At 58.8% G+C, this 25,297-nt stretch carries 22 protein-coding genes; 12 read left to right on the top strand and 10 right to left on the bottom strand.

Features of this window, described 5'->3' with window-relative positions:
* Positions 1-48 precede the first annotated feature (48 nt).
* The 7 genes from KHO23_RS17640 to add all read left to right on the top strand — a co-directional run bounded on the left by KHO23_RS17640 (position 49) and on the right by add (position 7,017).
* Complete coding sequence (locus tag KHO23_RS17640; RefSeq protein WP_211612508.1) at positions 49-1,068, top strand: ABC transporter permease; 1,020 nt, start codon at positions 49-51, stop codon at positions 1,066-1,068.
* The gene (locus KHO23_RS17635) at positions 1,061-1,999 is read left to right on the top strand and encodes an ABC transporter permease (RefSeq protein WP_211612507.1); all 939 of its coding nucleotides are present in this window, start codon (positions 1,061-1,063) and stop codon (positions 1,997-1,999) included. Before KHO23_RS17640 ends, KHO23_RS17635 begins: the two co-directional genes overlap by 8 nt.
* A gap of 198 nt (positions 2,000-2,197) precedes the next feature.
* Positions 2,198-2,599, top strand: a complete 402-nt coding sequence (locus KHO23_RS17630) for a ferredoxin reductase domain-containing protein (RefSeq protein ID WP_211612506.1) — start codon at positions 2,198-2,200, stop codon at positions 2,597-2,599.
* Between the two features lie 84 nt (positions 2,600-2,683).
* Entirely contained in the window at positions 2,684-3,622 is a 939-nt protein-coding gene (locus tag KHO23_RS17625; RefSeq protein WP_211612505.1) for a LysR family transcriptional regulator, read from the top strand.
* A gap of 272 nt (positions 3,623-3,894) precedes the next feature.
* On the top strand, positions 3,895-4,851 hold the full coding sequence (locus KHO23_RS17620; protein ID WP_211612504.1) for a LysR family transcriptional regulator: 957 nt from the start codon (positions 3,895-3,897) through the stop codon (positions 4,849-4,851).
* 34 nt (positions 4,852-4,885) lie between these two features.
* Positions 4,886-5,830 (top strand): LysR family transcriptional regulator, encoded by a 945-nt coding sequence (locus KHO23_RS17615; RefSeq protein ID WP_211612503.1) that lies wholly within the window; start codon positions 4,886-4,888, stop codon positions 5,828-5,830.
* 143 nt (positions 5,831-5,973) lie between these two features.
* Positions 5,974-7,017 (top strand): adenosine deaminase, encoded by a 1,044-nt coding sequence (add, locus tag KHO23_RS17610; RefSeq protein WP_211612502.1) that lies wholly within the window; start codon positions 5,974-5,976, stop codon positions 7,015-7,017.
* An 819-nt stretch (positions 7,018-7,836) separates the two neighbouring features.
* Here add and KHO23_RS17605 read toward each other — a convergent pair.
* Complete coding sequence (locus KHO23_RS17605) at positions 7,837-9,795, bottom strand: alkaline phosphatase family protein (RefSeq protein WP_211612501.1); 1,959 nt, start codon at positions 9,793-9,795, stop codon at positions 7,837-7,839.
* Positions 9,796-11,286: 1,491 nt separating this feature from the next.
* On the opposite strand from KHO23_RS17605, the gene KHO23_RS35105 reads away from it, so the two are divergent.
* From KHO23_RS35105 to ltrA, 3 genes are all read left to right on the top strand, one after another.
* Positions 11,287-11,574: a hypothetical protein gene (locus KHO23_RS35105; RefSeq protein ID WP_236066898.1), complete on the top strand. Its 288-nt coding sequence runs from the start codon at positions 11,287-11,289 to the stop codon at positions 11,572-11,574.
* Between the two features lie 94 nt (positions 11,575-11,668).
* The gene (locus KHO23_RS35100) at positions 11,669-12,325 is read left to right on the top strand and encodes a hypothetical protein (RefSeq protein ID WP_236066897.1); all 657 of its coding nucleotides are present in this window, start codon (positions 11,669-11,671) and stop codon (positions 12,323-12,325) included.
* Between the two features lie 661 nt (positions 12,326-12,986).
* On the top strand, positions 12,987-14,237 hold the full coding sequence (ltrA, locus tag KHO23_RS17595) for a group II intron reverse transcriptase/maturase (RefSeq protein WP_211612666.1): 1,251 nt from the start codon (positions 12,987-12,989) through the stop codon (positions 14,235-14,237).
* Positions 14,238-14,677: 440 nt separating this feature from the next.
* Here the strand turns inward: ltrA and KHO23_RS17590 are convergent, their stop codons facing one another.
* The 9 genes from KHO23_RS17590 to KHO23_RS17550 form a co-directional block, all read right to left on the bottom strand.
* Positions 14,678-15,577: a hypothetical protein gene (locus KHO23_RS17590; protein WP_211612500.1), complete on the bottom strand. Its 900-nt coding sequence runs from the start codon at positions 15,575-15,577 to the stop codon at positions 14,678-14,680.
* A gap of 185 nt (positions 15,578-15,762) precedes the next feature.
* The gene (locus tag KHO23_RS17585) at positions 15,763-16,923 is read right to left on the bottom strand and encodes a WD40/YVTN/BNR-like repeat-containing protein (protein WP_211612499.1); all 1,161 of its coding nucleotides are present in this window, start codon (positions 16,921-16,923) and stop codon (positions 15,763-15,765) included.
* A gap of 96 nt (positions 16,924-17,019) precedes the next feature.
* A complete protein-coding gene (locus tag KHO23_RS17580) occupies positions 17,020-17,289 on the bottom strand; it encodes a MoaD/ThiS family protein (RefSeq protein WP_211612498.1) in 270 nt (89 codons plus the stop codon).
* A gap of 248 nt (positions 17,290-17,537) precedes the next feature.
* Positions 17,538-18,806 carry an RNA polymerase sigma factor gene (locus KHO23_RS17575; protein ID WP_211612497.1) on the bottom strand — a complete coding sequence of 423 codons (1,269 nt, stop codon included), beginning with the start codon at positions 18,804-18,806 and terminating at the stop codon, positions 17,538-17,540.
* Positions 18,803-19,174, bottom strand: coding sequence for a YciI family protein (locus KHO23_RS17570; protein WP_211612496.1), 372 nt, complete (start codon positions 19,172-19,174; stop codon positions 18,803-18,805). Before KHO23_RS17570 ends, KHO23_RS17575 begins: the two co-directional genes overlap by 4 nt.
* A gap of 282 nt (positions 19,175-19,456) precedes the next feature.
* Positions 19,457-20,152: a phosphatase PAP2 family protein gene (locus tag KHO23_RS17565; protein ID WP_211612495.1), complete on the bottom strand. Its 696-nt coding sequence runs from the start codon at positions 20,150-20,152 to the stop codon at positions 19,457-19,459.
* A gap of 133 nt (positions 20,153-20,285) precedes the next feature.
* Positions 20,286-20,474, bottom strand: a complete 189-nt coding sequence (locus KHO23_RS17560; RefSeq protein WP_211612494.1) for a hypothetical protein — start codon at positions 20,472-20,474, stop codon at positions 20,286-20,288.
* Positions 20,475-20,816: 342 nt separating this feature from the next.
* Positions 20,817-21,806 (bottom strand): AraC family transcriptional regulator, encoded by a 990-nt coding sequence (locus KHO23_RS17555; protein ID WP_211612493.1) that lies wholly within the window; start codon positions 21,804-21,806, stop codon positions 20,817-20,819.
* A 230-nt stretch (positions 21,807-22,036) separates the two neighbouring features.
* Complete coding sequence (locus KHO23_RS17550; protein ID WP_211612492.1) at positions 22,037-22,336, bottom strand: hypothetical protein; 300 nt, start codon at positions 22,334-22,336, stop codon at positions 22,037-22,039.
* Between the two features lie 357 nt (positions 22,337-22,693).
* On the opposite strand from KHO23_RS17550, the gene KHO23_RS17545 reads away from it, so the two are divergent.
* Positions 22,694-24,118 (top strand): DUF1254 domain-containing protein, encoded by a 1,425-nt coding sequence (locus tag KHO23_RS17545; RefSeq protein WP_236066896.1) that lies wholly within the window; start codon positions 22,694-22,696, stop codon positions 24,116-24,118.
* Positions 24,119-24,203: 85 nt separating this feature from the next.
* The gene (locus KHO23_RS17540; protein WP_211612490.1) at positions 24,204-25,253 is read left to right on the top strand and encodes a DUF1254 domain-containing protein; all 1,050 of its coding nucleotides are present in this window, start codon (positions 24,204-24,206) and stop codon (positions 25,251-25,253) included.
* The last annotated feature ends 44 nt before the right edge of the window (positions 25,254-25,297 follow it).

Genomic DNA, 25,297 nt, shown 5'->3' with positions numbered 1-25,297 from the left:
CCCGATAGGAAATTGCGCTTATCGCTTCCTGGTCGCGCGTGGACTGCTGTGCTCACGACTACATTCGCGGGCAGCGTGCTAGGGCTTGCATTGTCCTGCATTCTACTTGTGGTGGCAGGTTATCGCGTGGGTCCTGCACTGAGCGCATTGCTGGACGGCGCCTTCGGCGGCGCGCAGGAATGCATCGACACGCTTGTCAACGCTACTCCGCTATTCATGACCGCGCTGGCCACGCTTGTTGCGTATCGGGCTCGCATCTGGACGGTCGGTCAGGAGGGGCAGCTGGTTTTGGGAGCGATTTTTTGTTACGGCGCCTCTCTACTGTGCGCTGGTTTCCCACAACCGCTAGCCTGGATACTTCCACTGCTGGCGGGCGCATTGGGGGGCGTTGCGTGGAGCTTGCCTCCGGCATTCGCGAGAGTGAAATGGAGCGTCAACGAGATCGTTTCGACGATGATGCTCAACTACGTTGCGGTTTTTTTATTGATGTATCTCCTTGGACATCTCTGGTCCGAATCCTCGGCGACCTATGTCCAGTCAAGCCTGGTAAGCGACCGTGTCCATCTGCCGCAGCTCAATGCGGAGGGCACGCTGAACGCCGGAATCATAGTCGCAATTGGGCTGGCAATCATGGTCTCGGTGATGTTGCACCGAAGTACATTTGGATTTGAATTACGCTCGTTTGGTTTCAACCCTAGAACGTCATTGTTCAAAGGGATCAACCCAGCAACGACCTGCATCAAGGTGTTTGCTATCAGTGGAGCGATTTCAGGTGTATGTGGTGCCGTGCAAATTCTCGGATCCGACTGGCGACTGACATTAACCATAGCGAGCGGGGTCGGGTATAGCGGAATCATGGTCGCCATGCTCGGACGCTTAAGTCCGGTTGGTGCGATGCTGGCTGCGCTGTTCTTCGGGGCGCTGAATACGGGGAGTGCCGCCATGCAACTCGAGGCGGGTGTGCCGAGTACCATCGCGCGCGCGATGCAGGCGATTCTGCTCATATGCTTCCTGCTGACGGAAGCCGTCGGTCAAACGTACGTGGCAAGGAGAGGCAGCGATGCATGATTTTTTTAATCAGGCGATTATCGCCAGCGTCCTCGCGGCGACCGTACGGCTGCTTACGCCGCTGCTGCTTGCCGCGCTCGGCGAGCTGGTTGCGGAAGTCTCTGGTGTGATGAATCTTGGCGTTGAAGGCACGATGCTGACCGGATGCTTTGTCGCGTTCCTGGTGACATTCCTGAGCGGGTCGGCAGCGCTAGGGATTTCAGCAGCGATAGTGGCAGGCGCCGCCATGAGTTTGCTGATGGCGTTTACCGTTGTCACGTTACGGATCGAGCAGTTCGTCATGGGGCTGGCAATCAATCTGCTCGGCTCCGCGATCACGGCTTATGCGTTCAGGTCGCTCAGCAGGACGGTCCCTGCCGAGAGAGCCGTCATTGAACCGCTTGGACTGATCAAGATTCCGCTCTTAGGCAACCTGCCATTTGTCGGTGAGTTGCTCTTTACCCAGAGTTTGCTGACGTACATAGCCTTTGCCATGATCCCCGTTGTCGCGTTCATTCTTCATCGCACACGCTTTGGTCTCGAGTTGCGAAGTCTCGGCGAGAACCCGAAACTCGTGGACACGGCGGGTCGAAGCGTGGCGTTGCGCAGGTATCTCGCGATCGTGTTCGGCGGATGCATGGCTGGCCTGGCTGGAGCGTCCTTGAGCGTCGGATCATCCATGCGCTTTATCGAAGACATGACAGCTGGGCGCGGATGGATCGCTATCGTGATCGTCGTTGCCGCTAACTGGCGGGTGTGGCGGGTTCCGGCAGTCACAGCGCTGTTTGCCTTTCTGCAGGCACTGCAACTGCAGGCCCAGGCGGGAGGGTCCACGTTTCCGTATGAACTTCTGCTGGCATTGCCATATATCACGGCGATCGTAGTCATGATTGTGTTCCGTAGTTCATCTCGCATGCCGGGCGCTCTCGGCGTTGCGTACCGACGAAGATGAGTTTGCAGCGTTGACGTGAGTCACCGCGAATCCGCGGGGGCGCGGATCATCGCGTCGCGTCAGGTGTTTGAAGGGGCTGCGCCAAGGGCAGGTAGCAGCTAGTGCAAGGGGATTGGGGCGACGTTGTCAGAGCGTCGCCCGTTTTTTCACCCAGACCAATCACACGAGAATGACGGGTATGACGGAGATCTTCTTGCCATGAGCACACCGCGCGACACTTTCCAGTTGCTCGATTCTTCCGAAAAAGTACTTCTGTTCGCGCACGATATTGGTCTCACCCCATTGCTCGCGATCGCTCGAGAACTCTCGTTCAGGCAGCGCGCTTTCGATCTGCATTACTTCGTGCCCTCGTTCGGAGCGGTGACCCATCGGGTTGAGTTGAGTGACCTGGAGCGCAACGGACACGTTCATTATCACGGCGGGCTCGATCCACCGGCGATCGATCGGCTTGTTGGCTACGTCGTCGAAGCCATTCCGGCAAGCACTCAGATTTACTGCTGCGGACCAACGGACTTCAACCATGTCATAGCGACCCACGCGAGGCAATGGGTGTATGGCTTCAATATCCACCTGGAGTCCGTCTCTCCTGCTCCGGAGTAGATCCGAGTCGAAAGCACGCGGCATGCGGAGGTAAGTTGCCGGACCTTGGCGAGGAGTGGATGATTGACGAAACAATGAGAATGTATGTCGCGCAGACGCGAAACCATTGATATATACGAGCTCAAGGTTCTGCATGCAGTGGTAACTGAGCGAAGCATAACCCGGGCCGCCGACAAGCTTAACCAGTCCCAATCACAAGTCAGTGTCGCATTGCGACGTCTGAGGACCATTGCTGGGGACCCTATCCTCGTTAGGGGGAAGCGGAAGATGGTGCCTACCGAGTATGGATTGCAGCTATATGAGGCGGCGGATTTCGCGCTCCGTGAAATCCAGTTCGTTGCACATCTCCAGCGTGAGTTCGATCCGGGGCATTCAAGACGAACCTATCGGGTCGGATGCCCCGACTGCGTCAGCACGACGTTTGTCCCCCGTCTTGTTGCGCTTTTTCGTGACGCCGCACCCCATGCCACGCTGGAGTGCTCTTCAGCGGGGCTGACATTTGACTACGAAGGCGCACTTCAACGCGGTGAACTAGATATCGCTATCGGCAGTTGGACAAGTCAGTCGGCTCAATTACGTCGCTTGCCGCTCTTTGAGGATGACACGGTGTGTGTCGTCAGCGACGATCACCCGTTTGCGGTTTCTTCGCCTGTATCACTCGAGGACTACGTGAGCGCCCGTCATCTTGTGTCAATGTCCGAGGATTCGCACCATCGACACCTGGTCGAACAGGTGTTGCGGCGCGCTGGGAAGGCGCGAAACGTGGTTGCTACAATCCACGCCGATCTGGCTCCGTACGTCCTGGTCAGCTCTGATCTTGTATTGACCACCTCAAGATTTTCCGCTGCACGCTACGTTCAGTTTCAGCCCCTGGCAATCGTTCGCGCGCCTTCCAGATTTAGTCGCGTAAGTTACTTTCAATGGTGGCACGAACGCAGTGCGTCCTCGAAAGAAGTTCGGTGGCTTCGGGATCTAATTTCGGAGGTGAGTCATTCCCTATGCGAGATTAGGGTTGACGCCTGAATTTTCATGTGTCGCTAACAGGCAGCTGAAAAGGACGCTGAAAAGGACGCACGTCTATTGCCGCATAGAGGGTCCTCGGTGGCGTGATGTTTGCTTTGGCAGCTTGGTCCCATGCTGTGGCGCCGAAAGGTGCCGCTCGGAAGTGATTCAAAGGCCCTGTAGGGGGACGCACTCATTGATAAAGCATCGGTTGCTTTGCATAGTGTCGAGATCTCTACGTAGAGGGTGCGCCGCACTGACGGCGTCATGCTTTTCCAACTGCGGACCGAATAATGACGGATCTGAAACTGATCGAGGCCTTCGTATTGGCTATGCGGTACGGTAGCCTGTCCGCGGCGGAAACGCACAGTGGCATCCCGAAAGCAACGTTGAGTCGCCTGATTTCTCGACTCGAGGAATCATTGGGTGTGCAGCTTTTCCAGCGTTCAGCACGTCGGGCCGTGCCGACCGAAGCCGGACGTCAGTTTTATGTGCATTCCCAACGCTTGCTGGATTCTGTCAACGCGGAATTCGAAGAGGCAAAAGCCGTTGTCCAAAACCTGGCTGATGGGATCTCCGGTGAACTGAGCATTGTCACCGTGAGTTGCCTGAGTTCCTCGTATGTGACCCATATCCTTAGCAGGTATATGGAGCTCCATCCGGCCGTTGTTTGCCGGCTCGACATTGTTTGCGATCCGACGCCGACGAGGGCAGACAACGTCGATTGTTATGTGTCGACCGCACCGCCCGCTGATCCAAATTTGACGACATTCCTGTTGGGAAAGCTCAAGTGTCGGCTCTTCGCAAGTCCTGCCTACCTCAAGAAGTTCGGTATACCACGAGCACCATCCGATCTGATCGATCATAAATGTTTGGTGTTACAACGTAATTTGAGCGAGGTCACCATCCGACTGACCTCATGCGACCAGATCGTTGAATGTGAAATACCAGTGGGTGGTTCGACCAATGACTACTGGATCATGAAGACGATGGCGATTGATGGTTATGGTGTTGCGGCTCTGCCAGATTTCTTTGCACGCCCTGAGGTCGACGCGGGCACCTTGCAGCCCGTACTCGAAGAGTGGGAAGCACCGGCGTTGCCTGTGTATTGTGCCTATCCGAAGCGGCGTCTTCTCGGACGAAAGGTCAGTGGCTTGATCGATTTGATGATTGAGTCGTTCGAGCAGATCAGCGTCATCCATTTTTACGTCGCCGACGGCGCTGCGGTCGACCATATGGCTACTCTGTAAGACGGCTGCGACGGTAATCAGGAAAGGACCACGGATGCAGGACTACAAGGTAATCGAGGCGTTCATACTCGTTATGCGAAACGGGAGCGTAACCGCTGCGGAGAATGCGACGGGTATTCCGAAGGCAACGCTGAATCGACATCTCGCGCGCCTGGAGGAGTCACTTGGCGTGCAGCTTTTTGTACGATCCGTGCGTAAGTCTGTGCCGACCGAGGCTGCACGAGATTTCTACAAGAACTGTGTGCGCCTGATCGACGATATGGAAGTGGGACTGGAGGAAGCACGCGCGTCAGTTCGCGACCTGTCCGACGGCGTGTGCGGACATCTTACTATTGTGTCGACGAGCCACCTTGCAACCTCTTATGTTGGGCACATTCTGCGCAAATACGTTGGTCGACATCCCAATGTTGTTTGCCACATGGATCTGGTGAGTGATTCGTCAACTGCGCTAGGCAACGATATTGATTGTTATGTGTGCTCTTCTCCGCGAGACGATCTCGACCTCGCTGCGCGGCTCCTTGGGCACCTCCGTTACCGCTTTTTCGCCAGTAGTGACTACATCAGGACGTTCGGTGAACCCGCTGCCCCTGCGGAACTCTGCCAGCACCGTTCGCTTGTACTCGGTCAGCAGTCAGCCGACGTCACTGTAAGGCATGATTCGACGGGTGAGGAAGATCAGTGCAATCTGCGTGTCATAGCGTCGAGCAACGACTATTGGGTCGTTAAAACCATGGCGATCCGTGGGCACGGCATAGCAATCTTGCCAGAATTCTTCGCGCACAATGAAGTGGAAAGTGGCTTGTTGCAACCCGTTCTGGCAGCCTGGCAAGCGCCAAGGGTTCCAGTTTATTGCATGTACCAACGCCAACGTTATATGGGGAGGAAGCTTCGAGCTTTCATCGATTTGATGGTCGAGTCGTTCGACCGGATCGAATCGCTCCAGTACTACACTGCCGACCGGCCGACCAAGGCCGGCTGAATGCAGTGCGCTTTACGTTCAGCTGTTCCAGAACAGAGACGATGCGCTGCATTTTCCCCCTTACTTCGCTGCGGGCCCGCCGGTAAGCTTGAGTTTCCTGCCTGGGCGTCAGCCGGGGCATCTCAGAGACCGGCGATCCGACCATGAACGACGATAGACTTGTAGATTTCATCCGAGGTATTCCTAAGGCAGAACTGCACGTCCATCTGGAGGGCAGCATTACTCCCGAACGAGTTATTGCTCTTGCAGAGAGAAATCGCATCTCCTTGCCTTTTGATGGTCCGGAAGCAGTCAACGCGGCCATGACGTACGCGAATCTCGACGAGTTTCTGAACATGTTTTCGCTCATGTGCGGAACGTTGAACACGAGCGAGGACTTCTCAGACGTGGTGGTTGACATGGGGGCTGACGCGCTACGGCAAAACATTCTCTATCGTGAGGTGATGTTCACCTTTGCATATCACGCGCGACGGGGTATTGCGCTTGATACGGTGATTAACGGATTGGCGGCGGGAAGGAAGATCTGTCTGGAACAGTTTGGCGTATCGATCAACTTCATTGCCGATATCGACCGATCCATCTCGCCCGAAGACGCTGTCGATTTCATTGAACAATTGGTCCCTTACCGGAACGAAGCAGGGATAGTTGCTGTAGGAATGGACAGTCAGGAACTTGGTATCCCGCCGAGTACGCACACGTCGGCGTTCAGGCTTGCGGCGGCGCTTGGGTTTCACACAACAGCGCATCTCGGCTGGGAGGAGGGGGCCGAATTCATTTGGGAGGCGATCCGCGAGTTGCCGCTTGAGCGGATAGACCACGGGCTGAGAGCCGTAGAAGATCGAACCTTATTGGCGCAGCTCGTAGAATCCCAGACACCTGTTACTAGCTGTCCTCTGTCGAGCATTGCAGTCGACCCTGCCAAATACCCTGATCTGGCAACTCACGCATTTCGAAAAATGTGGGATGCAGGCGTGTTCCTGACGCTCAATTCTGACGATCCGGCAATGATCGGTACCGATCTCGTAACGAATTATGTCGAGGTGTCCCGGGCATATGGCTTCGATGTCCACGATATCACGCACCTGGTCAAGAACGGAGTACGTGCAGCATTCGCCAGTGACGACCAGAAGGAAAAGTTGCTTGACCAGATTGATCGGTATTCGAAGATCCGGCGCTGCGAGTTTTAATTTCTCTTTAGGACAGGGGTGTTCGGTTTTCCTGCAATCGTGATGTCGGTGAATCGCACACGTGTGCCGCGGTCACATTCTGGAAAACAAGGCCGCTTGCTTGTTCGATCCGGCAGCGACAGGGGGTCGTGCGGATTCTACCGAACGTCTGCTGCACGGCCGGAAGTAGGCTGTCGTCGAGGTGGGCGCGAAGGTCTTTTGTGGGGCGGGAGTGTGAGTCCGCTGATGCGAGAAACTGCCGTCCAACTACTCGATGCCGCTGTCAGCAATCCTCCACATTGCTGACGGTCACGGCACCACAAAGCGGAACGGCAGCTTTCTGCATCGGCGAACTCACACGTCCGACCCTGAACTGCCCTTCAACCAGGCGTGGTCCCACCGGCCAGTTCCAAGGTCTAACGGCCATCCGTCCACGCCAGGTCGCATGCCGCTTATTGTGCGTTGGAAACGTTCACTGAGGGCGAAGACGTGTCTTCGGCAATTGTCGGCTGACGAGAAGCCAGATGATCGTGGCCGCCCCGACGCGTTGACCAGTTTGGCCCCGCAGCCGGCGTAAAGTTGCTGCAAAACCGCAATTTGTGCCGACCTCTTCAACTCCCACCCGCAATGGCAGCAAGCGCTGGTGCGACATGTTGAAAAGCGTCCGGGCAGCCGCGCATGCGGCACGATATCAATAGTGGCGGCGGTCCGTGCGCTCAAGGCGGCACGCAAGCGCAAACACCAACGCCAGAAGTAAAAAAACCGCGCGCCAGGCCGGCCGCGCGGTGAAATCCTCCAGATCGGCAGAGCCGGTTCGGCCCTGCCCGCCATGCCACGCCGTTACGGCGTGCGCGGAAACTCGAACGCGTCGAACAGATCGCCGATTGCGGGCGAATTGACCGGCACATACGGATGCGTCTGCAGCTGGATCGGATTCGGCAGATTGTCGCGGCTTCTCTGCGTGATCGGCTTCAGATGCCAGTTGCGTTCGATGAATTTCAGGATCGACGCGTGATCCGAGTACTGATGCGCGACACGGCCGCCGCGCGAGTATGCCGACACGACGATCATCGGAATACGCGGGCCGTCGCCGAAGTAATCGAGCGGCTGGATGTAGCCTGAGTCGTAGTAGCCGCCGCCTTCGTCGGTCGTGACCAGGATCGCCGTCGAAGCCCACAGGCTCGGATCGCGCTGTACCTTGTCGACCAGCTTGTGCACGAACGATTCAAAGAGCCCGAACTTCGACGACTCCGGGTGCCCGTCGAGCAGACCGCCCGGCTTCACGAATGAAACCGCCGGCAGCGTGCCGTTCGCAATGTCCGCATACAGATCGGTCGTGTCCTGCAGATGCGCACTGACGAGCGCGGGGTTCGTCATGATCGCGGTTTCATACAGGAACGGGTTGCAGATATTGCAGTAGACACTCGTGGCCGGCGTCTTGACAAACGTATTCCAGCCTTCGCCGTAGTACTTCCACGAGATGCTCTTCTCGATCAGCGTGTCGGCGATCGTGCGCACCGGCGACGGCGGGATCGTGAACGTGCTTGTATTCACCGTGCCGTCCCCGTTGTAGCCGGGGTTGTAGTTGTTCAGCAGGTAATACGTGTTCGGCTCGCACTTCGCGTCCGGCTTGTACGGCAAGCGGTCCAGATAGTGGCGCAGCGTGCCGGCGCCGGGCTGATGACTGTCCGAGCAGTTGGTATACGTGCCGCCCGAATAGCCGTCCTGTGTGTAGTAGTTGTTGGTGCCCTGCTGCGGCAGCGGATTCTCGATCTGATCGGCAGGCGGTTTCGCGGCATTGCCGTTGCCGTCCGTGTAGTAGAGCGCGTCAGCCGTGCCGATCATGATGCTGTTTGCGCCCGTGCCGCCCATCACCGGCTGGTGATAGTTGTCGCTAATCGTGAATTGGCGCGCAAGATGCGTGAAGTACGGCATGTCGCCTGTATTCACGTTGTAATAGCCGAGCGCGGTTGCGCCTTCGCCGGTGGTCTCGTCGTTGAAATTCGCGGGCTGCGGCTTGCCGTTCGAACCGGCGCCAATCGAGGTCTCGACCCATGCGAATAGATCCATCTGGCAACCGCTCGGATTATCGAGCGTGGCGTGATCGAGGCTGCAATCGGCCTGTTGCCAATTCTGGTAGAAGCGGTGCACCGGGCTGTTGATGTACTGATCATAGTCAGGCCCGACGCGCGAGATCTGATACGGTCCATTCGGCAGGTTATACGTGTTCGAACCGAAGCGCGTATCGACGCTATGCTGCGGAACGCCGCTCGCCCCGGTAGTCAGGTGCACGACATCCCAAGGCTCAATCATGGCGCCCTCGGCGGCCTGAGCCGCGGCGAGCGTCGCGAACGGCGGCGGATTGGTATCGCTAGGCGTGCTTGTCGTACCGCCGGTATTCGGTGCCGGGAGCACCGTATAGGGCTGTTTGCCGCCTGGCGCCATATCGAAGCGCTTCGGGTCCGTGGCGCTGGCCGTGTATTGCGTGGCTAGCGCGAAGTTAGGGCCTGGGCGGCCGTCGGCCGTGATGATGCCCTTCGACAGCAGGTTCGCCACCGTCTGCCCCTGGCGCGGCGTGTAAGCGCCGAATACGTGATCGAACGTACGGTTCTCGCCGACCACCACGATGACATGCTTGATCGGCGACGCGGTGTTCACCGCGGCGGCCTGCTGCTGGCTTTGCGCGACTGCCGGCCAGATAGCTGAGGCAAGCGCGAAGGCAACGGCGCTGCAAAGCAGGCCGCCTCTAAATGCGGGGGTACTAATTACATTGACAATTTTCTTCACGAACGCCTCCATGACGTTACTCGGACGAGCAATCGGTAATGTGGCGCGTGGAAACGACGGGCAGCTCCATATGTGGAGACGCTGCCTCTCTTACAAAGCGTTACGACGAGGAGAAATTATAGGGAGGCAATGACAATTCAGGGACAAAAAAAAGTCGATGGCGTGTGAATTTTCTAACGAATTACTTTCACTGCGATTCACATCGCATAATTCGCCCATGGCGCTGGACTGGACTACCATAAGCCGTACGCAGCAAAGGCCATGAGCGCATCATTGTTCATTGCCGTTGTCTCGTCCCTTCACGGGAATCGGCACCGTGCTTTCACATGTCTTTATCGTTATTAAATATTTCGACCACGCATTCGGTTTTTTTCTGCACTACTATATAAAGACCGTCCATGATCGGGGGGGCGAATAAGCGAATACCGCCGACTTCTCAACGTGGGAGCGGCGCGACGGGCGAATGAAGCTTCATGGCCGCACCCTGCCTCTCGACGATCGGCAGCACGCGGCCTTGGATTCAACCGGTCGACGCTTCTACTCCTTCTGCTGCCTGCCGAAGCTGTCGGTGACTCGCGTGCCACATTGGCCGGTCGCGGGGGCCGCAGATGCCGGAACCTGATCAGGTTCTTTTGTCTCCGTCGGTGCCATGCCGGATTCGCTACTTGGCGCGCCTTGCTGCTGACTTTCGCGCATTCAGCGTAAGAGGTCCAGCGGGTCGAGCGCTCAAACCCGAGCGATCGTTTAGTCCGCTATCGAGCAAAGGCAAGTCATCGCAATTTTGCATTGTCATTAATTTGCCTCGCTATTTAATAAGTTGAATAAAGGCACTCCATAGACTAGAGTGGTCGGTACCTTCTATCTGCACACATCTTCTAATCTCCAACACGGCAAGCGGATAATGGGTAATCTCGTCATTGATCACGGTGATCAATGGTGGATCAACCTCACGTCTGGGTTGTGCCGATCAGCAATCCGAACTAATCATGTCGGCTTTCCGATGCAACCCAGCGCAATTTGTCCTGATGCAGTTGCACGAACGGCATTTATATGCGGATTTTTTATCTACAAAAAACTCGACTTTCTATCGATCTGCGCCTAAATCGAGACGCAAGTTGTACCCCGTTGTGCCACACATGAATCGAAGTCGTGCCGACGTTTATGTCGATGTTGGTGCATATGCCTCTGGCTGCCCCGTAGTGAGTCATTCAAAGTTCAGCCGGCTTTAGCAGGCGTCTGGTGCCTGTCTGTCCTTGGTCTCTCTTTGCTTGTGAGAGCCCACTTTGGTTGAAACGGCAATAGACCATGCTCCTGGATGGTTATGATCGCTTTGTGTGGTCGCCCTGCAGTGCATGCCGCAACGCCCCTATCCACGATTCTCATGGATTCCGAAATAGCGCTGCACCTCTCTAATTGGCTACGTCTTTGTCAAAATGCATTCGGCGCGCTTACGGCCAGGTGGCCGATCGCGATCCAGGTTACGGCTCAGGAAAGGGGTTTGCTATGCAATCCGCATTCAAGGTAGTTAGCAGTGTGCACTATGTTCGCCGCGCCCTGATTGTTTTCACCCTGCTCGCTGTCGCCGCATTCCAGCCTGCCGCAGGCCAAAGTTTCATCATCAGGGATCTCGGCGCGCTCCCCGGTGGCTCTAACTACAGCAACGCTCTCGGGATCAACGAGCGCGGCCAGGTGGTCGGCTATTCGATCACCGCGGGCGGGAACACGCACGCTTGTCTGTTTGAAAAAGGGGGGGGTGACAGACCTGGGCACGTTTCCCGGTGGCAGCGATAGCACAGCTACCGCGGTCAACAATCGCGGTCAGGTGGTCGGTTCCTCTAGCACCGCACGCGGGAACTCGCACGCCTTTCTGTTCGATCACGGGGTGATGACCGACCTGGGTACGCTCCCCGGCGGCAACTTCAGCGGAGGTGCCGGGATCAACGAGCGCGGCCAGGCGGTTGGTTTAGCGTCCAACCTACGCGGGTACGTTCACGCTGCTCTGTTTGAAAACGGGGTGGTGACAGACCTGGGCACGCTCCCCGGTGGCAGCGATAGCGGAGCCTTGGGGATCAACAATCGCGGCCAGGTGGTCGGCTATTCGTCCATCGCAGGCGGGTACGCGCACGCCTTTCTGTATGAACACGGGGTGATGACCGACCTGGGCACGCTCCAGGGCAGCAACGGCAACAGCCATGCTCAGGCGATCAACAATCGCGGCCAGGTGATCGGCATATCGTCTACCGCAAGCGGGGACGTGCACGGCTTTCTGTTTGAAAACGGGGTGATGACTGACCTTGGCACGATTCCCGGTCGCAACGACAGTAACGCTTTTGGGATTAACAATCGCGGCCAGGTGGTCGGCGAGTCGGATCCCGGAACCAACCCGTACTTGCCGCACGCCTTTCTGTTTGAGCACGGGCTGATGACCGACCTGGGCACGCTCCCCGGGGACAACTTCAGCGAAGCTGTCGGGATCACCGAGAGCGGCCAGATCGCGGGTAACTCCACGTCGCACGCTATCCTTTGGACACGAGAAAAATGACTGCCGATCTCTAGTGGTTCACCAAAATTGTTGAAACTGCGGGACCAGCATAGCGCGTGCTCTTGCAGCGCTTTTCGCCCTGACGTGCCGTGTATGGCGTGGTCACTGGCCGCCACTTACTTTTCGCGCCCGGGCGGTCCGCTTTGGTCGACGACGCGGCAGCTGCCGTGGAAGTGCGACGGTCCGTTTTCGGGCGAAGCCACCGTTCGCATGTCCGCGCGGAAGTTGGTGCCAGCGACCGTAGTTGGCGTGCGCCGTGCAAAGGCGGCGCTTTCCCAGTGGGTGTAAGCCCCACCCGGCAACCGCTCCAGCCGGGAGCAACCGGAGCAGCTATGGAGGTAACGAAATGGCTGAAGCCTTCGGTGTAGCGTGTCACGAATTACGGTGACAGCGCGAGTGTGCAGGCCGTAACGCGAGTGAACGCCGAGCAAGCCTCGAAAAGGTCGATGCGCAGGCCGACCCGACTGCCATTACGGGGAAGGCTGATACGGCTGGGTGAATGAGCAGGCAGGACGCCCAGCCGCTGCGCCGGGGTAGTGGCGACAGCATGCACACAAGGGAAGCGCACGCAACACGGGAAGCCCATTGGCGTGGTCAGGGATGACCAACCGGACGCCCGCGAGGGACAGGCCGGGCGCCTTGGGGTGACGGAGAGGCCCGTATTACCGATGAAGCCGGGTACCGCTTCTATGCCCTGTATGACAAGATCTTTCGTGAGGATGTGCTGGCGCATGCGTACGCCCAGTGTCGCTCGAACAAGGGCGCGCCGGGTGTCGATCGGCAAGACTTCGCGGAGGTCGAAGCGTATGGAGTGTCAAAGTGGCTCGGCGAACTGGCGCTTGCGCTCAGGCAGGAGACTTACCGGCCGGACCCTATCAGAAGAGTGTTTATCCCGAAGGCCAATGGCAAGCTGAGGCCACTGGGCATCTCGACCTTGCGAGATCGGGTGTGCATGACAGCAGCGATGCTGGTGCTCGAGCCGATCTTCGAAGCCGACCTTCCACCCGAGCAGTACGCTTACCGCCCCGGGCGAAATGCCCAGCAAGCGGTGATCGAAGTGGAGGAACGACTGCACCGGGGGCACACGGATGTCGTCGACGCCGACCTCGCGGACTACTTCGGAAGTATTCCCCACGCCGATTTGATGTTGTCGCTCGCGCGACGCATCGTTGACCGGCGCGTGCTGCATCTGATCAAGATGTGGTTGGAGTGCTCCGTTGAAGAAACCGATCACCGAGGCCGGAAGACACGTACGACCGAGGCCAAGGACAGCAGGCGCGGCATTCCGCAAGGCTCATCCGTCTCACCACTGCTGGCGAATATTTATATGCGCCGGTTTGTGTTGGCATGGAAGAAGCTCGGGCTTGAGCGAAGTCTTGGCAGTCGAATCGTGACCTACGCGGACGATCTGGTGATCCTGTGCAAGCGAGGCAAGGCTGAAGAAGCGTTGTCGCGACTACGCGAGATCATGAGCAAGCTGAAGCTGACGGTCAACGACGAGAAGACACCAATCTGCGCGGTTCCGGAAGGGGAGTTCGACTTCCTGGGTTACACGTTTGGGCGGATGTACTCAGCAACGACTGGCCAGGCCCGTATGGGCATGCGTCCATCGAAGAAGAGTATCCGGCGCATGGTTGAGAAGGTTCATGCGCTGACCGCCGCTTCCATGACGTGGCTGGATACCACGGAGCTGGTTGGCAAGTTGAATCGCATGCTACGCGGCTGGGCGAACTACTTCAAAGTAGGGACGTTCAGACGCGCGTACCGGGCGCTCGACAGCTATACCGCTGCGCGGTTGCGCCGGTGGTTACGGAACAAGCATAAGGTAAGGCGTCGCAGGGGCGGGAGCTATCCACTCCAGCACCTCTGCGGGCACTTCGGTCTCGTACGCCTGACGGGTCCTTGGCTGTAACTTGCCGTGTACGAAGGCGTGATGTCCTGTCCGAGAGCCGGATGCGGGAGATCTGCATGTCCGGTTCGATGAGCGGGGTGTGAAAACGGAACCATGGTGAGGTTATTCGGGCACCGCCAGACGAAAGAGGCGGCAACAGACAAACCCAGCCTACAGTCACCGCGTCACATCTCGACTCTACCGACAGTACGCGTTCACTCCCTTCGACTTAAGCCGCCGGTCGAAAACATTCGGCTTACGCTAGCGGCAGCTTTGTGACGCCGCATCTCAGCGGGTGCAATCGGCCATATCCTGCCATTCGGCAGCGCGCGTGGATGGAATTGCAAACGGCGGCTCCGCCAGACGCAGCGGATGTTCGCCGTGTCAATCACGCTGGTCGGGTTAATCAGTTCGTGCCGGGTTGCAGCGCGGCATAAGCGCGGTTCTCGTCCGCAGTTCTTCTATTGCGCCATTTGTTGGCGCTGGTACTCGTTCTTCTTCATCTGCAGATACTCTTGCCGATCCAGCTCATGCAATTGGCGCGGGTACTGCTCTGTTGCATCGAACCATGTCGAAAAGCGTTGATCGACGCGTTTGTCCGCAGGAAAGGCAAGCGAACCCAGATATGCGTCGATGGCGAGGTAATAGCGCATCGTATTGCGCTCGACGAGGCCGCGCACGCCGCCGATGTAATCGCCGCTCGACGCCCTCGTAAAGCCCACTTTCGCACTGCCTATGGTCGCGAGATAGACCTTCATCGCGATGCGTCCTGCCATGCCGAATCCATACGAATACGTGAGGTGCAGGAAGGTGCGCCCTTCGCCGATAGCGACGGCTTCGAGCACGATGCGATAGTCCTTCGTGCTGAGCGGTCCCTTCGCCGCGCCAAGATCGACCTGGAAGTAGTCGGGACTCGTCGCCACCGAACGGTAATTGAACTGCACGAGGAACGTGTCACCGAGTTCCTGTTCCGTCTTCTTGCCGACGTTCATGCTGATGGTCGCGCCGTTGCTGCCTGACGTGGCATGACAGTACTTCGTGTTCAGATGAAGGATCAGCACTTCGCACCAGTTCGCGGGGCCCTGCTGCGGGTCGTTGAATGCGCTGTTGACGGTCGCGAACGGATAATCGACGACGGCGTAGATATCGCCCTTTAACGTGTTCTGCGTTTCTTCCGAGTCCAGATGGATCGGGCGACGGAACACATTCGACTTGAGCTGCGGCGCGAGCGTGCCGTACTTGTCCTTAAGCGCGGTGGCATTGTCGTCGGCCCATGTCAGCGCGCCGAACGAGAGGCCCAACAGCGCGAGCGCCACGAGTGCGAGCCGTTTGGTGATCCGCATGATCCGCTGGGTGCTCATGACAGGGCGTTCCCGCTGGGTTGCGCACATTTCGCACGAATATAGCAGAGCCGCCATCAAATGCGGATGAGCCGTTCGAGCATAAAGGTGATTTGAACCAGGATTCACCAGGTTGCCCGGACCGCCGGACTCATTCCGCTCGTCGGCACCTTCACTGTAAGCCGCCATTCGATTGGCGAAGACCCTCATCCAAACCGAACACAATAAACAGGCGGCAAATGCGCCGAAATCAATTGCCAGCTTTCGCCGCCGTCGTCGGAAGTCCATAGCGAGCCGGTGGTCGAACCCATCGCGAGGCGCATGCCAGAGTCATCTACAGCGAGGCCGTGCCGATACACGAGGTCATACGCCGGCGCAGGCGGCAAGCCATTCGAGAAAACGTCGAACGTGCGGCCGCCGTCGCGTGTACGCGTGACGACGAACCGGCCGTCCACCGGGACCCGGCACTCGTCTTTCACGGCGGGCACGAACCACGCGGTGTCCGGCTCATACGGATGCACGGCAACCGCGAAGCCGAAGCTCGATGGCTGCGCTTCGATCCGCTGCCAGTGTGCCGCGCCGTCGGTCGAGCGGAAGATTGCGCAGTGATGCTGCGTCCACAGCGCATCGGGATTTGCCGCGCATTGTACGACCCGGTGCGGGTCTTGCACGTTGGCATCGCCGCGCCGCTCCGGCGGCATGTAGTCGGCCTCCATGCCTTCGGCAGTCACGCGCCAGGTCGCGCCGCCGTCGGCGGTTTGCCAGACGCCGCCGCACGATATGCCGATTGTCACATGCCGGCTGTCGCGCGGATCAACCATCACGGAATGGATGCCCGGCGCGTCGTAGCCGCCTCCGAACCATTCGCGGCGCTCCGGGCGATCCCACAGCGCACGGTTGAGCGCCCATGTGTCGCCGCTATCGCCGGAACGGAAGAGGCCGCCGGGAATCGTGCCGGCCCACAAGACGCCCGGCTCCTCCGGGCCACCGGTTTCGAGCGACCAGATTTGTTGAAGCGTCCACGCAGGGAGGGGCGGGCTGGGCGCGGCCGCGCCCGCATTGTCAGCGCCGGTGTCTGCATTTGCGTTTGCGCTGTCACTGGCACACGTCTCGTCGGCAGTCTGCGGCGGGTAGACGGGAACCGCGCACTCTTCCCAATCCGCCATGCCCGCGCGCTGGCGATGCAGTTTCACGCCGAAGTGGCCGAGGTTGAGCGCTGCATACAGCGATCCGTCGCGGGAGTCAGGCAGCGCCATGCTTACCGGCTCGCCGGCGAAATGCAGCTCACCGAACTCCCAGCCGCCCTTGCCATTGCCTTTCAGAACGAACAGTCCCTTGCGGGTTGCGACAATCAAGCGATCGCTCATGTCGAGCCTCTCTGGTCCCATGCACAGCAGTCGACCAGAGTTAGCGTTTCAGCACTGACTCCAGCCCCATGCAAAGCTCGGGTACGGATAGTCCCCTTACCCGCCCGACAGCGCCTGTACGACGTAAACCCGGCTTTGCTCGCCGAGCGCATCGGACAGATGTTGTCGGTCGCGCAGACGCCGGCCGTCGACAAACACGGCGAGATGCGGCCGCAGTGAGCCCTGATCGTCAAGGATGTAGCCGCGTAGTCGGGGTTGCGCGGCGAAGACGGCCTCGAGTGCCTCGCTCAGCGTGCGCGCATCGATCTCGCGCTCGGGCGTTGCGATATGTCGCTGAATCGAAGCGGCGAAGAAGATATGTGCCATAGCGGAGTAGCGTCGCGGGGATGGCAGTGTCCGTTGGTTCTGTAGTTTAGGCGATCTGCCGTGTGCTTTGGGCCATCGCCATCCACCAGACGATAAGCGGCATGATTCACCGCCCTTCACGTATCGACAAGACAAGGCCGACCCGACCCCGTGGAAACGGAGCGGTCCGGACCGCGCAGCGCGGCGCGCGGTCTGAGTCGCGTTAGCACGACGCTTGCAACCCCGCGTGGCAAACGCAAGGCACCAATCTAACTTCTCGCCGATGACAGCTCGATGCGTTTGCGCTGCAGGAACCGGCGCACGGCCGGATCGCGCTCGAGTCCGATCGCGAGATCGTACGCGCCGAGCGCTTCGGCCGTCGCGCCGGCACGTGCGAGCAGATCAGCACGCGCGGCCCAGTACGGCTGGTAGTCGGCCAGCCGCGGATCGTCCGCATACGGTTCGAGCGCGTCGAGCGCCGCCTGCGGGCCGTCCCGTTCCGCCTGAGCGAGCGCGCGGTTCACCGCAACCACCGGCGACGCTGCAATCACGAGCAGCGCATCGTAAAGCTGCACGATCTCGTCCCAGTTTGGGCGATGCGTCCGGCAGCGGTGGATATGCGCCGATTGCAGCGCGGCCTCGAGCTGAAAGCGTCCGATTGCGTTGAACGCGCTTGCGCGCCGCAGCAACGCGTTGGCTGCGTCGATCATCGGCGCGTTCCATGTCGCCGGATCCTGAGCCGACAGCGGCACGTAGTCGCCGGCCGCATCGCGTCGCGCATCGCGCCGCGCCTGCGCATACAGCATCAGCGCGAGCAGACCAAGCGTTTCTGCTTCCTCGGGCAGCAGCTCGACGAGCAGGTGTGCAAGAAACAGCGCCTCGCCGGCGAGATCGCGCCGCTCGGTATCGCTGCCGACCGGGTCGGTCCACCCTTCCGCATACGCCGCATAGACCGCTTCCAGCACCGCAGCAAGCCGGCCGGGCAACTCCTCGCGCTCGGGCACGCTGAATGGAATACCCGCTTCGCGGATCTTGTTCTTCGCCCGCACGAGGCGTTTGCTCATCGCGGCGGGCGACATCAGGAACGCGGACGCAATCGTCTGAGCTTCGAGCCCCAGCACGACCTGCAGCATCAGGGGCGTGCGAATCGCGGCCTCGAGCGCAGGGTGCGTGCACGCGAACAGCAGCGCGAGCCGCCGGTCAGGCAACGCGCCTGCTTCACGCTCGTCGATCTCGTCGGCCAGGATCGTGAGCTGGTTTTCCACTTCGTCGCCGACGCGGCGATGGCGTGCGCCGTCGATCGCCCGGCGGCGCGCGACCGTCATCAGCCACGCTTCGGGATTCGCGGGGCAGCCGCGCTCCGGCCAGTCCGCGAGCGCGGCCGCAAACGCGTCGGCCAGCGCGTCCTCGGCCGCGGCGACGTCGCGCGTGCGCATCGCCAACAGCGCGACGAGCTTGCCGTAACTGCGGCGAGCGACGGCCTCGGCAATCGAATGCGCGGCGCCGTCAGGGTGACGGCCGCCGCCGGACGGACTCATGCAGCAGATGGCGCGTCGTACGGGGCAGTCCAGACCGGGCGCACTTCTATGAGGCCGTACGCCGCGCCGGGACAACGCGACGCCCACGCGATCGCCGCGTCCAGGTTGGGCACGTCGATCAGGTAGTAGCCGGCGAGCTGCTCCTTTGAATCGGAAAACGGTCCGTCAAGCACCTGCGGCTTGCCGTCGACGAGCCGCACCGTGGTGGCCGTGCTTGTGTGCTGCAGCCGGTTGGCGCCCGCCAGCGCCTCCGCTTTTTTCAGCGATTCGGTGTACGCCTGATAGGCGGCAACCCCTTGCTGCCGCTCGCTGTCGGACATTTTGTTCCAGCCATTTTCTTCCGAATAGATCATCAATAGGTATTGCATATGAGCCTCCGTCATGGGGTTAAGGCGGCCGAATTACATCGGGCCGTCATTACAATGACGCTCGGGCCGCATGCTGACGGACAGGTGGCGTCGAAAAAATCGCGGACCGTGCATCCGCCTTAATCGTTCGCCTCCGTCGAGGACCCTGTTCGCGGTCACTTCGGGCGAGCCCGCCATCCCCTCCGCGCGGCTATCAATTTCACCGCACCGATCTTGCGTGTCGCAGTGCACACGATTGGTCGGAGCGACTGGGACATCGCGCCTGCAGGAACCCTTGTGTATTTATAGCGCCTTCAAACCCGCCCTGAAGAGCAGGAACAGATCGTCGAACTGAGTGACCAGTTCAAAAGACAAGAGAAACGCCAGCATATAGGCAGGCCCTGGATAACCGTTCATCCATTGCAGGATCGGTCCTGCAAGACGTGTTCTGACAAAATCCCGCGTCGCGATACACGTGATGGCTACGCCGATCGCGGCTCCCGCGAGAACATCAGTCGGATAATGCAACCCAAGGTACACCCGCGGCAAACATATGAAGATACCTGTGTACAACAGCGCGAGCACGCCGACGCGTCGTGAGACAACAAAGATGCCCGTCGCAATCGACATCCATAGCATCGCATGATCGCTAGGAAAGGAGCTCCACGTGCGCACAACGGCGTCATGCAGGCCGACAGAGGGAAAGTCCAGGTGGAGTTCAGGGTTGTAGAGCGGCCGCTGCCGGAACGGCAAGCAATAGGCAAGAAGCCTGCCACTCGCAAGCGATAGAAGACCACTCGCGACCGTCGCGATGATCGTCTCACGCCTCCATTCACTACGCGGATCCGGCTTGAACCACATCCACCACAACACGGGTATGAGGACGAGGCCTTTGAATATGATCTGGCCCGTTATCACTCTTATCGCGTGATTTATTGCCGCTGAGTGAAAAGCATTGTGCGTCAGGAAAATCTGGACTGCTGTATCGAAACTGTTCATTGCGGCGCCGAGCTTTCGGTTCTCAACAATAGGTGCCCCATCAGGGCAATGGATCGGAACCGTTCAAAAGACTGCCGTGCCTGTATTCGGCTCGAGCGATACGTTCGTCAACAGAGCCGGTACCGCAACGAGGCTATCGTCGCCAGCCGTGCCCGTAGCCGCCGAAACCGATGCCGACATCGACGGATGGCGCTGCGTAGTACGCGGGTGCATAGCCATAACCGTATCCATAGGCCGGCGCGGGGGCATAGCCGTACGGTGGAGCGACAATGCAGCCTGACAGGCTGGCCGCGAGCGCAACGACACACAAAAGTCTGATCATGTTTTCCTCCGTGCGCGGATTGTAGATGGCGGACGTATTCTGATTCGCAACGAAGTGTGTCCGAACGTAACCGGTCGAATACAGGCAATTGATCAGTTGAATTGGCGTTTGCGTGTTCGCCGGGTTGTGACAGTTTGCGCTCGCCGTGAGCGGGCCCTGAATGACCAGGACTGGGTAGGCGGCGCGTTTCCAGTCATGGCGTCCGACCCGGGAAACAGTCGCATCGGATTACCAGGCATCGTTCGCCTTGCCATCGTGGGGAAGAAGGTGGTGAACATCGGCGGCTGCCGCCGCAGCAATCATTTTGCTGTTCGTTTTTCGGGGGGGCTCTTGCACGGCTGACTACCGCTGTTCTGTATGAGGATATCGGAAGTCGTTCAGGCGCATTTCCTGAGGGGTCATCTCATAGGCGCGCCGAAAGGCACGCGTAAAATCGGATGCGCTTTTGAAGCCGACTGAATAGCCAACGTCCTTGATCGGAACGCTCGGAAATCGAACGAGCTCGTCTGCCGCGGCGCGCAAGCGAAGATGACGGATATAAGCACCAAGCCCGCCTTCGTGTTCGAAGAGCCGATAAATCGTGCTGCGTGGGAGCCCAAGTGATTCAACTACGCTTTCTGGAGATAGTTCGCATTCCTGCAGGTTTGCGCGAACGTAGCGTCTTGTATATTCGAACATGAGCGCGCGGCCGACGGCTCGCTTGCTGCCGCTCAAACCAGCCTCTTCCCCGAATGCCGCTGCGATCAATTCAACGAGGCCAGCGAGCTTGCGATGACCCTCCCCGAACGACATGGACCGGAAGTTCTCGACTAGCGTCTTGGCGCGCTCGACAATAAGCCGCGTGGCAGGTCTGTTCGGGTCGAGCACGCGCCCGTGTAGTGCTTCCGGGTCAGAGAACACATGTCGCAGCAGGTTGGAGGGCACAACGAGCGTGATGTACCGGCACGCCTGCCTCCGCACGCGTATGGGTTGTTCAAAGTCGGTAGCCAGTACGCTGCCCCCACCAAAGAGGTGCTCATGCTTCCTGGCGAGCGTCGTTGTTGAATGAGCTTCACCGTCCAGGAAGAGGGTAAAACCGATGCCGCGCACGGTATCGCGCGAAATGCGGGCGACGGTGCGTTCGATCATGATCTGATCGGTATAGGTGTCGCTTATACGGAATTCACCGATCTCATAACGATTGTTGATGCAGATAAAGGGCTGTCGAACCTGCTCACGCGACGGCACGAGTTCGATAATCTGTCCAAGCTGCTCCCAATAAGCCAGCAATTGCTGTTGCGGCGGCAGCCCGGAAACATCGAATCGGTTGTAAGCGATGCCATTCGCGAGCATATCGTGATCCCGTGGCAAAGTAGGGTGATGAGGATGCGATCCGGCGACGAGAGACGGGCGGCAACGATCTCGCAGCGCAGTATCGGGTGGGTGACGGGGTGGCGCCCCGCCGCCTCCGCGCCCCAGCTAGTGCTTTTAACGGCATAAGCTTATCTTAATATCGACAACTTACGCCTGCACCGATTGACGCGAAGGCCCCTCCCGAACCGTGGCAATGGCACCAAAGGCCGCTATGCGTCGCGTGCCGCCGATCCAATCTGACAAACACGGGCATTTCCCCAAAGCCAGCGAACCGGATCGGTTTGCCGCGAGCGGCTGATTCCATTCAGAGTCAGCCGCAGCTTCCACGCGTTGACTTGCACCCAAGCGCCTGGAACGCGGCCGTCGTCGTGTAAGAAAGCCCGGCTCACGACGATCGTATCGTTGCCGTTCGCGTCGACAGGAACCTGTTCGTCATACAGGCATGCCGTGCCTTTCTGGCTGTAGAACCCGTTCGTGCAGATCGCGAGTTCCCCCGATGGCATATTCAACCCGGATTTCAACTCCCGGGTGACATGATTGATTCAAAGCGCATTAATCGGAATTCAGCGTGAATTAATAATGGAAATATTGCGTGCGATTAGTATCCGCGCGATGGATTAATCGGTATCGTCTTATCCGAAGCCGTTTTGTAAAGTTTGTCCGGGCAGTCGCACCCCATGAGGTGCACGGTGCACGCGGGTTACCCCATCGCCGGCACAAGGTGTGTCCAGCGTGCTTGCATGACACAACGAACGATAACTACGTCTGGAGCCTGAATGACTTGCCGTCCGAGAGTCTTGTCCCGCCTTGCCATTACCCTTGCGCTATCGAGCACATACGCGCTTGCCGCACCGCCGACGTACAAGATGACTACGCCCATACCGCCGGAGATCACTACGCCTGACCGGGTTGAAACGCGGATTGGCCAACTGAATTTCACCGACGGCGTGCCCTCGCCGGAGACAGCACAGAAGGTCTACGACAATCTCGACTTCATGCGCGGCGTTGAAGCGTTTCTCAATGGCATCCCTGGGGCGTCGCTTGTCGCGATTCGAGGCGGGCTTAGAGAAGCCGGTGCGGTTGGCAGCACCGTTGGCGTGTTCGAGTCCCTGATGGATTCGAAATCCTTATTTCTGACGGCCAACACCGAAACGGTGTACTTCTGGAACTGGATGGATTTGAAAGAGGGTCCCGTTGTAGTCGAAACGCCGCCCAACATACTCGGTGTCGTCGACGATTTCTGGTTCCGCTATGTCACTGATCTGGGCAACGCAGGTCCGGATAAAGGAAAAGGCGGCAAGTTCCTGTTCGTGCCGCCCGGCTACAAGGGCGAGTTGCCCACGAGCGGCTACTACATCATCAAGTCACCCACATTCGGCAACCTTTTATTTGGCCGGGCATTCATGAAGAACGGCGATCCAGGTCCAGGCGTGGCCAGCCTGAAGGCACATCTGCGTGTCTATCCGCTGTCTCAGGCGAGCGCGCCGGGGCCGACCCGATTCGTCAATCTTTCCGGCCGCGTGATGAACACGGTCCACGCCAACAACATCAAGTTCTATGACGAGGTGAACCAGATCATTCAGGAGGAGCCGGCAGGCGCGTACGGTCCAGATATGACGGGGCTCTTTGCGTCGATCGGCATGGAGAAAGGCAAACCTTTTGCTCCGGACGCGAGAATGACAAAGATTCTCACGGATGCTGTCGCGGTGGGCAACGCAACCGCGCGCGCAATCGACTTCTCCAATCGCGACAAAGCCGTGTTGATCTATCCGGACCGCCACTGGAATACGCCGTTTGTCGGCGGAAGCTATGAATGGTTGAACAATGGCGCGCGCAACTTTGACGCGCGGACCATGTTCTTCTATGCGGCAACGGTCGATACGCCTGCGATGGCCGTCGCCATGCCGGGTATCGGCTCGCAGTATGCCGCGGCCAATTTCGACGCTGCGGGCAAACCGTTCGACGGTGGTAAGGACTACATGCTTCATGTCCCTCCCAACGTGCCTGTGAAGGACTTCTGGTCCGTCGTGCTCTACAACACCCAGACGCGCTCCATGTTGCAAACTGACCAGCAGTTTCCAAGTTTATCCAGTGAAAAAGGGCTCCGGAAAAATCCGGACGGTTCCGTGGACCTGTATTTCGGTCCGAAAGCGCCGGCCGGAAAAGAGAACAACTGGATTCAAACCATTCCAGGAAAAAGCTGGCTGACGATTTTCCGGCTTTATGGTCCGCTTGCTCCGTGGTTCGACAAGCGCTGGAAGCTCAACGACATCACCGAGACTTCCTATTGAGCAAGAAGGTGGCGACAGCGAAAGTTTGCAAGTTGCAGCCCTCTAAAAATTGTCGGTCTTTTTCCAATAAACGAACGGACTATCCATGAAGAAAACGACCCTGGTTACCACCTGCGTCACGGGCGCTGTTCTCGCCGCCATTGGCACCGCTCAATCGCAAACGGTTGCGGCTCCGTCAGCGGGTGCGACGGTTCCCGTTACCGTCGACAATTTTGTCCGCGCGGAATCAGACATGTATGTCGTTGCGTTGGCCAAGCAGGGAGGGTTGGGGAAGCTGCTGCATCGGCGGGAGCCCGCGTCGATCGATCATCAGACCGTTATCCGGCTGAATCGCGACACGCTCTATTCATCGGGTGTCTTCGACCTCGACGCCGGGCCGGTCACGATCAGGATGCCTGATCCGGGCAAGCGTTTCATGGCGATGCAGGTCATCAACGAGGACCACTATGTGCCGAACGTATTCTACGGTGGGGGTACGCATACCCTGACGCGAGAGAATGTGGGTACGCGTTACGTGGTCGTCGCGATACGAACGCTGGTCGATCCGAATAGCCCCGAAGACATCGGGCAGGTCCACACCCTGCAGGACGCGATCACTGTTAGCCAGAAGGCATCGGGCAAGCTCGACATGCCCAACTGGGATGCGGTGAGCCAGAAGAAGGTTCGCGACGCGCTCCTGATTCTCGCCTCCACGATTCCGGATTTCAAGCGGGCGTTCGGCACCAAAGAGGAGGTCGACCCGGTACGGCGCCTGATCGGCGCCGCGGCAGGCTGGGGCGGCAATCCTGACAAAGACGCAACCTACCTCAACTTCACGCCGGCAAAGAACGACGGAAAGACTGTCTATCGGCTCTCGGTCAAGGACGTCCCTGTGGATGCTTTCTGGTCAGTGAGCGCCTATAACGCTCAGGGGTACTTTGAGAAAAATGCGTCAAACGCGTACTCGATCAATAACCTCACCGGGAAGAAGAATAGTGACGGTTCAATTACCGTGCAGTTCGGTGGTTGCGACGGACAGGTGGCCAATTGCCTGCCCGTTGTCGCCGGCTGGAATTACACCGTGCGGCTGTACCGCCCACGTGCTGAAATTCTCAGCGGGGCCTGGAGTTTTCCGGCGCCGCAGCCAGTCAACTGAACTGACGACTTAGTTGCATGAGCGGAGGGCAGTGGCCGTTATCT

The sequence above is a fragment of the Paraburkholderia haematera genome, assembly GCF_905220975.1.
GTDB lineage: Bacteria > Pseudomonadota > Gammaproteobacteria > Burkholderiales > Burkholderiaceae > Paraburkholderia > Paraburkholderia haematera.
Note: the sequence above shows the minus strand (reverse complement) of the source record. Positions and strands in the feature narration are given on the sequence as shown.

Coding starts and splice junctions, on each gene's coding strand:
- KHO23_RS17555 (WP_211612493.1), bottom strand. CDS start 21,806: ATGCTCGCGAATGGCATCGCTTACAACCGATTCGATGTTTCCGGGCTG.
- KHO23_RS35100 (WP_236066897.1), top strand. CDS start 11,669: ATGACCGACCTGGGTACGCTCCCCGGCGGCAACTTCAGCGGAGGTGCC.
- KHO23_RS17615 (WP_211612503.1), top strand. CDS start 4,886: ATGCAGGACTACAAGGTAATCGAGGCGTTCATACTCGTTATGCGAAAC.
- KHO23_RS17560 (WP_211612494.1), bottom strand. CDS start 20,474: ATGATCAGACTTTTGTGTGTCGTTGCGCTCGCGGCCAGCCTGTCAGGC.
- add (WP_211612502.1), top strand. CDS start 5,974: ATGAACGACGATAGACTTGTAGATTTCATCCGAGGTATTCCTAAGGCA.
- KHO23_RS17570 (WP_211612496.1), bottom strand. CDS start 19,174: ATGCAATACCTATTGATGATCTATTCGGAAGAAAATGGCTGGAACAAA.
- KHO23_RS35105 (WP_236066898.1), top strand. CDS start 11,287: ATGCAATCCGCATTCAAGGTAGTTAGCAGTGTGCACTATGTTCGCCGC.
- KHO23_RS17575 (WP_211612497.1), bottom strand. CDS start 18,806: ATGAGTCCGTCCGGCGGCGGCCGTCACCCTGACGGCGCCGCGCATTCG.
- KHO23_RS17590 (WP_211612500.1), bottom strand. CDS start 15,577: ATGAGCACCCAGCGGATCATGCGGATCACCAAACGGCTCGCACTCGTG.
- KHO23_RS17585 (WP_211612499.1), bottom strand. CDS start 16,923: ATGAGCGATCGCTTGATTGTCGCAACCCGCAAGGGACTGTTCGTTCTG.
- KHO23_RS17540 (WP_211612490.1), top strand. CDS start 24,204: ATGAAGAAAACGACCCTGGTTACCACCTGCGTCACGGGCGCTGTTCTC.
- KHO23_RS17605 (WP_211612501.1), bottom strand. CDS start 9,795: ATGGAGGCGTTCGTGAAGAAAATTGTCAATGTAATTAGTACCCCCGCA.
- KHO23_RS17620 (WP_211612504.1), top strand. CDS start 3,895: ATGACGGATCTGAAACTGATCGAGGCCTTCGTATTGGCTATGCGGTAC.
- KHO23_RS17625 (WP_211612505.1), top strand. CDS start 2,684: ATGTCGCGCAGACGCGAAACCATTGATATATACGAGCTCAAGGTTCTG.
- KHO23_RS17580 (WP_211612498.1), bottom strand. CDS start 17,289: ATGGCACATATCTTCTTCGCCGCTTCGATTCAGCGACATATCGCAACG.
- KHO23_RS17565 (WP_211612495.1), bottom strand. CDS start 20,152: ATGAACAGTTTCGATACAGCAGTCCAGATTTTCCTGACGCACAATGCT.
- KHO23_RS17545 (WP_236066896.1), top strand. CDS start 22,694: ATGACTACGCCCATACCGCCGGAGATCACTACGCCTGACCGGGTTGAA.
- KHO23_RS17635 (WP_211612507.1), top strand. CDS start 1,061: ATGCATGATTTTTTTAATCAGGCGATTATCGCCAGCGTCCTCGCGGCG.
- KHO23_RS17630 (WP_211612506.1), top strand. CDS start 2,198: ATGAGCACACCGCGCGACACTTTCCAGTTGCTCGATTCTTCCGAAAAA.